The organism is Pseudomonas sp. AO-1, from assembly GCF_019775695.1.
Classification (GTDB): domain Bacteria; phylum Pseudomonadota; class Gammaproteobacteria; order Pseudomonadales; family Pseudomonadaceae; genus Aquipseudomonas; species Aquipseudomonas parakoreensis.
In genome coordinates this window covers 2,267,587-2,279,602 of the sequence record NZ_CP079947.1, presented here as the reverse complement: position 1 = coordinate 2,279,602, position 12,016 = coordinate 2,267,587, and the positions used below count along the sequence as shown (strand labels likewise).

The 12,016-nt window shown below is 58.6% G+C and carries 11 protein-coding genes; 2 read left to right on the top strand and 9 right to left on the bottom strand.

Annotated features, from left to right (window positions below; translation table 11 throughout):
- Positions 1 to 73 precede the first annotated feature (73 nt).
- The 3 genes from KVQ82_RS10615 to KVQ82_RS10605 all read right to left on the bottom strand — a co-directional run bounded on the left by KVQ82_RS10615 (position 74) and on the right by KVQ82_RS10605 (position 2,700).
- Entirely contained in the window at positions 74 to 811 is a 738-nt protein-coding gene (locus KVQ82_RS10615) for an S-methyl-5'-thioinosine phosphorylase (RefSeq protein WP_222018818.1), read from the bottom strand.
- A gap of 12 nt (positions 812 to 823) precedes the next feature.
- Entirely contained in the window at positions 824 to 1,834 is a 1,011-nt protein-coding gene (nagZ, locus tag KVQ82_RS10610; RefSeq protein WP_222018817.1) for a beta-N-acetylhexosaminidase, read from the bottom strand.
- A 158-nt stretch (positions 1,835 to 1,992) separates the two neighbouring features.
- Complete coding sequence (locus KVQ82_RS10605) at positions 1,993 to 2,700, bottom strand: TetR/AcrR family transcriptional regulator (RefSeq protein WP_007961819.1); 708 nt, start codon at positions 2,698 to 2,700, stop codon at positions 1,993 to 1,995.
- A 229-nt stretch (positions 2,701 to 2,929) separates the two neighbouring features.
- Between KVQ82_RS10605 and lexA the strand changes: the two genes are divergently transcribed.
- Together lexA and sulA are read left to right on the top strand one after the other, a co-directional pair.
- The gene (lexA, locus tag KVQ82_RS10600; protein WP_003226590.1) at positions 2,930 to 3,538 is read left to right on the top strand and encodes a transcriptional repressor LexA; all 609 of its coding nucleotides are present in this window, start codon (positions 2,930 to 2,932) and stop codon (positions 3,536 to 3,538) included.
- 10 nt (positions 3,539 to 3,548) lie between these two features.
- Complete coding sequence (gene sulA, locus KVQ82_RS10595) at positions 3,549 to 4,022, top strand: SOS-induced cell division inhibitor SulA (RefSeq protein ID WP_041068994.1); 474 nt, start codon at positions 3,549 to 3,551, stop codon at positions 4,020 to 4,022.
- A 94-nt stretch (positions 4,023 to 4,116) separates the two neighbouring features.
- On the opposite strand, the gene KVQ82_RS10590 is transcribed toward sulA, so the two are convergent.
- From KVQ82_RS10590 to fadB, 6 genes are all read right to left on the bottom strand, one after another.
- On the bottom strand, positions 4,117 to 4,350 hold the full coding sequence (locus KVQ82_RS10590) for a hypothetical protein (protein WP_003226592.1): 234 nt from the start codon (positions 4,348 to 4,350) through the stop codon (positions 4,117 to 4,119).
- 106 nt (positions 4,351 to 4,456) lie between these two features.
- Positions 4,457 to 4,981 (bottom strand): DUF6586 family protein, encoded by a 525-nt coding sequence (locus KVQ82_RS10585; RefSeq protein ID WP_222018816.1) that lies wholly within the window; start codon positions 4,979 to 4,981, stop codon positions 4,457 to 4,459.
- A 144-nt stretch (positions 4,982 to 5,125) separates the two neighbouring features.
- A complete protein-coding gene (gene topA, locus KVQ82_RS10580) occupies positions 5,126 to 7,756 on the bottom strand; it encodes a type I DNA topoisomerase (protein ID WP_041069001.1) in 2,631 nt (876 codons plus the stop codon).
- Between the two features lie 114 nt (positions 7,757 to 7,870).
- Positions 7,871 to 8,107 carry a DUF1653 domain-containing protein gene (locus tag KVQ82_RS10575; RefSeq protein WP_041069004.1) on the bottom strand — a complete coding sequence of 79 codons (237 nt, stop codon included), beginning with the start codon at positions 8,105 to 8,107 and terminating at the stop codon, positions 7,871 to 7,873.
- A 99-nt stretch (positions 8,108 to 8,206) separates the two neighbouring features.
- Positions 8,207 to 9,382 (bottom strand): acetyl-CoA C-acyltransferase FadA, encoded by a 1,176-nt coding sequence (gene fadA / locus KVQ82_RS10570; protein ID WP_007910465.1) that lies wholly within the window; start codon positions 9,380 to 9,382, stop codon positions 8,207 to 8,209.
- Between the two features lie 29 nt (positions 9,383 to 9,411).
- The gene (fadB, locus tag KVQ82_RS10565; protein WP_198758592.1) at positions 9,412 to 11,559 is read right to left on the bottom strand and encodes a fatty acid oxidation complex subunit alpha FadB; all 2,148 of its coding nucleotides are present in this window, start codon (positions 11,557 to 11,559) and stop codon (positions 9,412 to 9,414) included.
- Positions 11,560 to 12,016 lie beyond the last annotated feature (457 nt).

Here is a 12,016-nt window from a genome sequence, read left to right as displayed (position 1 = left end):
AACACTGTGATTCAACTCGCTACCTGTGGGAGCTGGCTTGCCAGCGATGGGGCCAAATCGGTCTCGGTCAGACTCAGCCCTTGAGCACTCGCGCCAGCGTCGATTTCACCTTGCCCATCCCTTCATGCAGCGCCTGCTCGATCTCGGCCATAGTAATCACTTCAGTGGTCTTGCCCGCCGCCGGATTCACCACCAGCGCCAGGCAGGCGTAATCCAGCTCCAGCTCACGGGCCAGTGCCGCTTCCGGCATGCCGGTCATGCCAACGATGTCGCAGCCATCGCGCTCCAGTCGCACGATCTCCGCCACGGTTTCCAGACGCGGGCCCTGAGTGCAGGCATACACGCCTTGATCACTGTATTCGCAACCTTCGGCAGCCACCGCCGCAATCAATTGCTGACGCAGCGGCTCGCTGTAAGGAAAGCTGAAATCGATGTGGGTGACGTGCTCCAGATCGTCGGCGAAAAATGTGTGTTCGCGACCGCTGGTGTAGTCGATGATCTGATGCGGCACACAGAAATGTCCGGTGCCCATGGCCGGATGAATCCCGCCCACCGCGTTGACCGCGATGATCGCCTCGGCGCCGGCCTGCTTCAGCGCCCACAGGTTGGCGCGGTAGTTGACCTTGTGTGGCGGAAAGCGATGCGGATGGCCGTGACGGGCGAGGAACAGCACTTCCTTGCCAGCGTACTCGCCGATCTGCAAGTCGGCTGATGGCGCGCCATAGGGCGTGTCTACCGCCAGCGATTGGCGAATGGTCAAGCCTTCGAGTTGAGTCAGGCCGGTGCCACCAATGATTGCGTAAACCGTCATAGCAAAAAATCCTTAATCGATCAGTTGAGCGTCTTTGAGCGCACCGATTGCATTGAGCCAGCGCGGATCCTGGCGGTAGTCGGTACTGGCGAACGCCTGCCCGCGCATGCGCGCGATGCGCGCGGACGGTTTGACTTTCATCCGTTGCGCGGCACTGAGCGCAAGTTCCGCAGCAGCGCGGTCGTTGCACACCAGGCCCATGTCGCAACCGGCGCTGAGCGCAGCTTCAATACGACTGGCGGCGTCGCCAACCACATGGGCGCCGGCCATCGACAGGTCGTCACTGAAGATCACGCCGTCGAACTGCAACTCGCCGCGCAAAATGTCCTGCAACCAGCGACGGGAGAAGCCGGCAGGTTGCGAATCGACTTGCGGATAAATGACGTGCGCCGGCATGACCGCCGCGAGCTGCTTGCTCAACCTGGCGAACGGTACGAGGTCATTGGCGCGGATGTCGTCGAGGCTGCGCTCGTCGTTCGGGATCGCGACGTGGGAATCGGCTTCAGCCCAGCCGTGACCGGGGAAATGCTTGCCAGTGGCAGCCATGCCGGCGCTGTTCATGCCGCGAATGAATGCTCCAGCGAGCAATGCGGCGCGCTCGGGATCACTCTCGAACGAACGGGTACCGACCACGGCGCTGCGCTGGTAATCCAGGTCCAGTACCGGGGCGAAACTCAGATCAAGGCCGACCGCCAGCACTTCAGTGGCCATGATCCAGCCGCATTGCTCGGCGAGGTACTCGGCATTCGGATTGTCGGCAATGGCGCGCATCGCCGGCAGGCGCACGAAGCCCTGACGCAGGCGCTGGACGCGACCGCCCTCCTGGTCCACCGCCAGCAGCAGATCCGGGCGAATCGCCCGAATGGCTGCGCTGAGCTCACGCACCTGGCGTGGATGCTCAATGTTGCGGGCAAAAATGATCAGGCCGCCCACTTCGGGCTGACGCAACAATTGGCGATCTTCGGCCGTCAGCCAGGTACCGGCGACGTCCACCATCAACGAGCCTTGCAGGCCAGCAGTCATAGAAATTCCTTGAAAACGAAAAACCCGATCCGCAGGAAATCGCTACCGTGAGCAATGCTCGGCAGGTCGGCAATTTCTTTGGATTTCGGGTTCAGAACGAGAGTCGGCATGGGCGGCTAGCTTAGCGGATGTAAACTGCCGCGCCCACCCGTGTGCGGTTAAACCTTGGCAGCCACCGGAGTCGACTTGCTGCGCGGGCGCAATTGCGCTGTTGCCATTGCCGGATCGGTAACACCGGTTTCCGCACGCATGCCAGCGGCGAGGAACGGCACCATCAGGCGCATCACCTGTTCGATCGACGTGTTGACGCCGAAATCGGTCTCGGCAATCGCGCGCAAGGCCTTGATCCCGGACATGCTGAACGCCGCAGCGCCGAGCATGAAGTGCACGCGCCAGAACAGCTCGATTGGCGGAATGCGCGGAGCCGCTTCGTTGACCAGCAGCATGTAGCGGCGGAACACCTTGCCGTACATGTCTTCCAGGTAACGACGCAGGTGACCTTGGCTCTGGCTGAATGCCAGACCGAGCAAACGCATGAAGATCGACAGGTCGTTACCGCTGCGTGGCTGCACCACGAGCGCTTGTTCGACGAGGATCTCCAGCAGCTCTTCAAGCGTCGGCTTGTTTTCCGGCTTGGCCTGACGCCGTTCCAATTCTTTATCGAGGCTGATGCAGAAGGGGCCGAGGAAGCGTGAGAAAACCGCCTGGATCAGGGCTTTCTTGGAGCCGAAATGATAATTCACCGCCGCCAGGTTTACCCCGGCCTTGCTGGTGATCAAACGCAATGAGGTTTCAGCGAAACCTTTCTCCGCGAACAACTGCTCGGCAGCATCAAGAATGCGTTCAACGGTTTCCGACTGGGCCATGGCTACTCCGCCTGACAAACACTTGTTTGAAACATACGTTTCAGCCTGTGCCTTGTCAAGCCTGCCAGTTCGTTTTGGGAATGGTCGGTCAGCTATTTAACCACACTCATCCGCTCCTTTAATAAGCACGGCCGCCGACCGTCCGGCGGGCTGCAAAAAAACGGGCATTGCCAAGACCGCTTCACTGTATATAATCCCAGTCACTGTATAAAAAGACAGAGCGATCAATATGCTAAAGCTGACGCCACGCCAAGCCGAGATTCTGGCCTTTATCAAACGTTGCCTCGAAGACAACGGCTACCCGCCAACCCGCGCGGAAATCGCTCAGGAGCTGGGTTTCAAGTCGCCAAACGCGGCTGAAGAGCACCTCAAGGCCCTGGCCCGCAAAGGTGCCATCGAGATGACGCCTGGTGCTTCTCGGGGCATCCGCATCCCTGGCTTCGAAGCCAAGGCCGATGACTCCACCCTGCCAATCATTGGCCGGGTCGCCGCCGGTGCTCCGATCCTCGCCCAGCAGCACATCGAAGAGTCCTGCAACATCAACCCGGCCTTCTTCCATCCCCGAGCCGACTACCTGTTGCGCGTACACGGCATGAGCATGAAGGACATCGGCATTTTCGACGGTGACCTGCTGGCGGTTCACACTACTCGCGAAGCACGCAATGGCCAGGTCGTGGTTGCACGGATCGGCGATGAAGTGACCGTCAAGCGCTTCAAACGCGAAGGCAGCAAAGTCTGGCTGATTGCCGAAAACCCTGAGTTCGCCCCTATCGAAGTCGACCTGAAAGATCAGGAACTGGTGATCGAAGGCTTGAGTGTCGGCGTCATCCGCCGCTAAAGGAGGCTTTATGCAGTTCCCACACACACCTCAGCAAACACAACTGCCTTTATTCGAAGCGTTTCTGGCACAACCGATGGCGCCGATCCTGAAAGATGTGGTCGAGCGCCCATGGATTGCCGAACCGGAAGTGTTCAGTGAGCTGTCACTGCGCGGTGCGGCCGGGAACTGCCTGAACCTGCTCGCCCCGATCCTTCGCGAACTGAGCGAGGATCAGGATGCACGCTGGCTGACGCTGATCGCCCCTCCAGCCAGCCTGACCCAGACCTGGCTGCGAGAGGCCGGCCTGAACCGTGAACGCATTCTGCTGCTGCAACCACGTGGCGCGCAAAGCGCTCAGCAACTGGCGTGTGAAGCGCTGCGTCTGGGCCGCAGTCACACAGTGGTGACCTGGCTCAACCCACTGAACACAAGCTCCCGGCAACAGCTGATCGGCGCAGCCCGCACGGGCGACGCTCAAAGCCTGAACATTCGACTGGGTTGATTAACTGGTAACGCGCGCTGTGTGAAGCGCATGGCTTCTCCAGGGACAGAGAAGCCGATCTGATGCGATAGCGGCAATCGCCGACAGGCGGGGCTCAGTGAAGAACCCGCGGCCCTTCTTCCTTATCAAACTCGCCTTCGACCATACGACCGGCCATCTGTACGCCGACGCTTAACATCGCCTTGGCGATTTCCACATGCTGGCCTTGCAGGAACGCCTTGGCATCCTCGGAGAAATCCAGCGTCACCAGAGAACCCTCGTCCTCAGCCCTGCGCAGTTCGATTCGGCCGTCTGGTAACTCGACAATTTCTAGAAAGGACGTTGGCATATAGGTCTGTTCTCCACGAAAGGCAGGGATTATATAGACATCATTCGGGCTTCGCTCGGGATCTTGACCAGCAGCATGTTTCAGATTGCCACCGTACCAACACCCATCAGCATTCGTTCAGACCTTCGCGAAAGCGGATCGCCAGACCTTTGAGATTCTGCCGCCAGCTCTCCAGCTCTTCGCGACTCAACTCCTGCGGCGCCTCTTCCTCATCGAGATTAATGGCCTGAATCAATGGCTGCGTCACATCGCCCTTGGGCTTCTGTGGCACCCGTGGCGGCTGGAACAACGCCGAATGCGCCGCCAGCAGTTTCGCCAGCCAGGTTTCAGGGTTACCGGCCAGCTCCACCATCTCGGCCAGCTCAGGGATTGCAATCGATTCCAGGACGTCACGATTCAACAACACTTCTGCTCGCGCCGCATTGGCCTGAGGCAGACGATAGAAACCGGCGATCTCATGGCAGAGCCCCAAAAGCGCGCCGTAGAGGTGAAATAACGCTGATTCACGCCCAGCCTGGATCAGCGCCAGCGAATTCATCGCTCGTCCCTCTTCGGCACGAGCCAGAGCCTCCAGCGACAGGCCGGCGAAATAGATTTTCTGATTGGTGCGGGTATAGAGTTCGTGCGCCATGCCGGCAGTCTCCACAGCGAAATAATTGCGTCACACAGACCCGACAGTGTCATGGATCAACGGATCCGACCGCAAGCACAAAACAAAAAGGCCGCATGAAAACCCGAGGGTTATCATGCGGCCTTTTTTGTATCAGGCTAACGCTTACTCAGCCTTGGCTTTCGTGCGCTTGTCTTCAACAGTCCATTTACCACCATCGTAGTACGCCTTCCAGCCGGTAGGCTTGCCGTCTACTTCGGTCTGCACGTATTGCTCCTTGGTCTTGCGGCTGTAGCGGATGACCGCTGGCAGACCATCAGGATCCTTCTGCGGCGCTTCGCACAGGAAGTGGTACTTCGGATCGATCTCGTCCTTGTGCGGCAGAATCTCGATCACCAGTGGAGCACGGGTCTCGCGGTTTTTCGGGAACTGACTGGCTGCCAGGAACAGACCGGAAGCACCGTCGCGCAGGATGTAGGTGTCGTTGACCTTTTCGCATTTCAGCTCAGGCATCTTCACCGGATCCATCTTCGGCGGCGCCGCATCACCGCTCTTCAGCAGTTTGCGGGTGTTCTTGCAAGTTGGGTTGGTGCAACCGAAGAACTTGCCGAAACGGCCGGTCTTGAGCTGCATCTCGCTGCCGCACTTGTCGCACTCGAGGCTCGGACCTTCATAGCCCTTGATGCGATAGTTGCCCTCTTCGATTTCGTAGCCCGCGCAATCCGGATTGTTACCGCAGATGTGCAGTTTGCGCTTCTCATCAAGCAGGTAGGCGTCCATCGCCGTACTGCAGATCGGGCAGCGATGCTTGCCACGCAGAACCAACGACTCCGACTCGCCCTCGTCGTCCGCGGCAATCTCGTCGCCTGGCACCAGGTTGACGGTGGCCTTGCAGCGCTCCTTCGGCGGCAGGCTGTAACCCGAGCAGCCAAGGAACACACCGGTCGATGCGGTACGGATCTGCATCGGACGACCGCATGTGGTGCACGGAATGTCGGTCATCACGGGCTGGTTGGCACGCATGCCATTGTCCGGGTTCTCCGCCACTTCAAGCTTCTTCTTGAAGTCGCCGTAGAACTCGTCCAGCACGTTTTTCCAGTCACGCTCACCCTGAGCTACATCATCGAGGTTCTCTTCCATGCCGGCGGTGAAGCCGTAGTCCATGAGGTTCGAGAAGCTCTCCGACAGACGCTCGGTGACGATGTCGCCCATCTTTTCCGAGTAGAAACGACGGTTGTGCAGGGTCACGTAGCCGCGATCCTGAATGGTCGAAATGATGGCTGCATAGGTCGAAGGACGACCGATACCGCGTTTTTCCATTTCTTTCACCAGGCTCGCTTCGGAGTAACGCGCTGGCGGCTTGGTGAAGTGCTGCGACGGATCAAGCTTGATCAGCTTCATCACATCGCCCTGCGCCATGTCGGGCAGAACGTCGTCATCGCCAGGCTTGGCGATCTGCGGCAGAACGCGGGTGTAACCGTCGAACTTGAGGATGCGGCCCTTGGCGCGCAGCTCAAAGTCGCCAGCAGCGACGCTGACAGTGGTCGACAGGTACTGCGCCGGCAGCATCTGGCAAGCAAGGAACTGGCGCCAGATCAGTTCGTAAAGGCGCTCAGCATCACGCTCCATACCTGCAAGCTTGCTTGGCGTAGTGTTGGCATCGGAAGGACGAATCGCTTCGTGAGCCTCTTGTGCGCCTTCTTTGCTGCTGTAGACATTCGGCGTTTCCGGCAAGTACTTCTTGCCGAACTCGTCTTCGATGTAGGTGCGCGCCATCGCCACGGCATCGGCCGAAAGATTGGTCGAGTCGGTACGCATATAAGTGATGTAGCCGGCTTCATACAGACGCTGGGCCATCATCATGGTTTTCTTCACGCCGAAGCCCAGACGATTGCTCGCGGCTTGCTGCAGGGTGGACGTGATGAATGGCGCCGACGGCTTGCTGCTGGTCGGCTTGTCTTCGCGCTTGACGATGCTGTAGCTGGAGGACTTGAGTTTCTCCAGCGCGGCCGTGGCCTGGGCTTCGTTCAGCGGCTTGAAGGCCTCGCCCTTCTCGCGCGCCACTTCGAAACGTACAGTCGAGCCCTTGGCGGTGCCAAGATCAGCGTGCACTTCCCAGTACTCTTCCGGGTTGAACGCACGGATTTCACGCTCACGCTCGACCACCAGCTTCACGGCAACCGATTGCACGCGACCGGCCGACAGGCCACGGGCGATCTTGGCCCACAGCAGTGGCGAGACCATGTAACCCACAACGCGGTCGAGGAAGCGACGCGCCTGCTGGGCATTCACACGATCGATGTCCAGTTCGCCCGGCTCGGAGAACGCTTCCTGAATCGCTTTCTTGGTGATTTCGTTGAACACCACGCGCTTGTAGCGGCTGTCGTCACCACCGATGGCTTCGCGCAGGTGCCAGGCAATGGCTTCCCCCTCGCGATCCAAGTCGGTTGCGAGATAGATGGTGTCAGCATCCTTGGCGAGCCGGCGCAGCTCTTCGATGACCTTCTCTTTACCCGGAAGGATCTCGTACTGGGCTTTCCAGCCATGTTCCGGATCGACACCCATGCGCGAAACCAGTTGCTTGCGCGCCTTCTCTTTCGGCGTGAGCACCGGCCCTTCGCCCGCAGCGGCCTTGCCGCGCTTGGCGGCCGGCTCTTTGCTGGCGCTAGCCGAACCGCTGGTGGGCAGGTCTCGGATATGGCCGATACTCGACTTCACCACGTATTGGTTGCCCAGATACTTGTTGATGGTCTTGGCCTTAGCCGGGGATTCCACAATGACCAGCGATTTGCCCATGGATCAGAAAATTCCTGAATTCTAGAAGTGAAAGGCGGTTGGCGCCTGACGCGGCACCGCTATATATAGTGGCTACAAGGTGAGGTCAAGCACAGGGTTCTGTGCGCACTCGCCTCATGGCTTGGAAAAAAGGCTCGGTTCGGCTTGCACCAAAGCAAAGCGTGGCACCTGCTCGCCGTCAACCTCGACCGACTCGACGAACATGCTCAAAGGGCGTACCCAGAAGCCGTAATCGCCATACAGGGCTTGGTAAAAGACCACTTCTTCCTCGGTCTCGGAATGCCGCGCCACACTGAATACGCGGTACTGCGGCCCCTTGTAATGTTGGTAGAGCCCAGGTTGTATCGGCATGCTTCGGCCCTCACTCAAATTTTTTCAAAATAAATACAAAAATAAATCCACAAAAACAAAAACCGGGGCACTTGGCCCCGGCTTCCATCGACGAGACGCTTAAACGCGTTCGAAGACGGTGGAGATGCCTTGGCCGAGACCAATGCACATAGTGGCCACCCCGAAGGTGCCGCTATTCTGCTTCATCACGTTCAGCAAAGTGCCGGAAATACGGGCACCGGAGCAACCGAACGGGTGACCCAGGGCGATCGCGCCGCCGTGCAGGTTAACCTTCTCGTTCATCTTGTCGAGTACTTTCAGATCTTTCAGCACTGGCAGGGCCTGTGCAGCGAAAGCTTCGTTGAGCTCGAAGAAGTCGATATCGTTGATGCCGAGGCCCGCACGCTTCAGGGCTTTTTGTGTAGCCGGCACTGGACCATAGCCCATGATCGCCGGATCCACACCCGCCACCGCCATCGAACGGATCACGGCCATCGGCTGGATCCCCAGGTCCTGTGCACGCTGCGCCGACATCACGATCATGCACGAAGCACCATCGGTGATCTGCGACGAAGTACCGGCAGTCACGGTGCCACCCTTCGGATTGAAGGCAGGCTTGAGGGCCGCCAGACTTTCCAGAGTGGTTTCCGGACGAATGGTTTCGTCGTAGTCGAACAGCTTCAGGAAGCCGTTTTCGTCGTAACCCTGCATCGGGATGATTTCGTCTTTGAACTTGCCTTCCACCGTCGCCTTATGGGCGAGCTGGTGGGAGCGCACGCCAAAGGCGTCCTGCTGCTCACGGGTGATGCCGTGCATCTTGCCAAGCATTTCCGCGGTCAGACCCATCATGCCCGAGGCTTTCGCCGCGTACAGCGACATGTGCGGGTTCGGATCGACACCGTGCATCATGCTCACGTGACCCATATGCTCGACGCCGCCAACCACGAATACGTCACCGTTACCGGTCATGATCGCTTGCGCAGCGGTGTGCAGGGCGCTCATCGACGAGCCGCACAGACGGCTGACGGTCTGGCCGGCCGAGGTGTGCGGGATCTGGGTCATCAGCGACGCCATGCGCGCGATGTTCCAGCCCTGCTCCAGGGTCTGGTTCACACAGCCCCAGATCACGTCCTCGACTTCAGCAGGATCGACCTTGGCGTTGCGTTCCAGCAGTTTGCTGATCAGGTGCGCCGACATGTCTTCGGCGCGGGTGTTGCGGTGCATGCCGCCCTTGGAGCGGCCCATCGGAGTACGACCGAAGTCGACAATCACGACGTCTCTAGGATTCAAGCTCATAAGTTCACTCTCACTCTAGTTGGGGGCGCTTAACCGAAGAAGCTCTGGCCGTTCTTGGCCATTTCGCGCAGCTTCGCGGTCGGGTGGTACAGCGCGCCCAAATCAGCGTACTGGTCAGCCAGGGCAACGAACTCGGCAACACCGATTGAATCGATGTAGCGCAGCGCACCGCCACGGAATGGAGGGAAACCGATACCGTAAACCAGACCCATGTCGGCTTCGGCGGCAGTTTCAACGATGCCGTCTTCCAGGCAACGCACGGTTTCCAGGCACAGCGGGATCATCATCCAGTTGATGATGTCTTCGTCAGTGACTTCGCGCTGCTCGTAAACGATCGGCTTGAGCACTTCCAGCACCGACGGATCGGCCACCTTCTTCTGCTTGCCTTTCTTGTCGGTCTCGTAGGCGTAGAAGCCCTTGCCATTCTTCTGGCCCAGACGTTTGGCTTCGTAAAGCACGTCGACTGCCGAACGACGGTCATCCTTCATGCGATCCGGGAAGCCGTCAGCCATCACGTCACGACCGTGGTGACCGGTGTCGATGCCGACCACGTCCATCAGGTATGCCGGGCCCATCGGCCAGCCGAATTTTTCCATGACCTTGTCGATGCGGACGAAATCCACACCGGCGCTGACCAGCTTGGCGAAACCGCCGAAATACGGGAACAGAACGCGGTTGACCAGGAAGCCCGGGCAGTCGTTGACAACGATCGGGTTCTTGCCCATTTTCTTGGCGTAGGCAACGGTGGTGGCAATTGCCAGCTCACTGGACTTCTCGCCACGGATGACTTCCACCAGCGGCATCATGTGCACCGGGTTGAAGAAGTGCATGCCGACGAAGTTTTCCGGACGCTTGAGGGCCTTGGCCAGCAGGCTGATGGAAATGGTCGACGTGTTGGACGCGAGGATGGTGTCCTCTTTGACCTTGTCTTCGACTTCAGCCAGCACGGCTTGCTTGACCTTCGGGTTCTCGACCACGGCTTCAACAACCAGGTCGACGTGACCGAAGTCGCCGTAGGACAGGGTCGGACGAATGCCGTTGAGCACTTCAGCCATTTTCGCAGCGGTCATGCGGCCTTTGTCAACGCGGCCCACCAGCAGCTTGGCGGCTTCGGCCAGACCCTGCTCGATACCGTGCTCGTTGATGTCTTTCATCAGGATCGGCGTGCCTTTGGAGGCCGACTGATAGGCGATACCGCCACCCATGATGCCAGCACCCAGTACCGCAGCCTGCTTCACGTCCTTGGCGATTTCGTCGTAGGCCTTGGCCTTCTTCTTCAGTTCCTGATCGTTCAGGAACAGGCCAATCAGACTCTGCGCGGCAGAGGTCTTGGCCAGTTTGACGAAACCTGCAGCTTCGACTTCCAGCGCCTTGTCACGACCGAAGTTCGCGGCTTTCTGGATGGTCTTGATCGCTTCAACCGGCGCCGGGTAATTCGGGCCAGCTTGCCCTGCCACGAAACCTTTGGCGGTTTCGAAAGCCATCATCTGTTCAATGGCGTTCAACTTGAGTTTTTCAAGTTTTGGCTGACGCTTGGCCTTGAAGTCGAACTCGCCGGAGATGGCGCGCTTGATCAGTTCAAGGGCAGCTTCCTGCAGCTTCTCTGGAGCAACCACGGCGTCGACGGCGCTGACTTTCAGCGCGTCTTCAGGACGGTTTTCCTTGCCGGCGGCAATCCACTCGATGGCGTTATCGACGCCGATCAGGCGCGGCAGACGCACGGTACCGCCGAAGCCTGGGTAGATGCCCAGTTTGACTTCCGGCAGACCGATCTTGGCCTTGGTCGACATGACGCGGTAATCCGCCGCCAGGCACATTTCCAGACCGCCACCCAGGGCGATGCCGTTGATCGCGGCCACGGTCGGAACGTTGAGGTCTTCGAAATCGCTGAAGATCTTGTTGGCTTCGAGATTGCCAGCAACCAGCTCGGCATCCGGCAGCTTGAAGTTGTCGACAAATTCGGTGATGTCGGCGCCGACGATGAACACGTCCTTGCCACTGCTGACGATCACGCCCTTGATCGAAGCATCTGCCTTGATGGTGTCCACGGCCTGACGCAGTTCGTTCAGGGTAAGACGGTTGAACTTGTTGACGGACTCACCCTTGAGGTCGAATTTCAATTCGACGATGCCACTTTCAAGAGCTTTAACCGTGATGGCTTTACCTTCGTAAATCATCAACTGATCTCCACGATATGGAAGCTGAACAGTACACGTCGGACGCAGGTAAATGGCTCGGCAGGACGCTTTTTCGTCGATGCTGACGCCAATCCACCCGGCACACCCGCCAACGCGATAGTCGGGATTCTGTAGGAGCAGTCTGTAAGACAAACGCTCAATTCATACGCCCGTTTGATTTGGGTACGCCACCTTCACGGAATTTCCGACAATTGTCAATCGCCCTAAATACGGGTTGAAATGCGACTTTGCGGTCATTTCTGTAAGACGCAGCCGCCGACACATGCTTGCATGTAAGGGTATTCATAAGATTAATAGTTAGAAATGTCGCCCTAATTCGCTGCAAGCCTTGTTTAACAGGCTACGCTCGCTGGACGACGAAGGAAAACAGGCGCACGTTTGCTGACCGGAGCACCACGAATCAACGTCAAAAAGAATTTCCGGCCTGCCTGGCCAC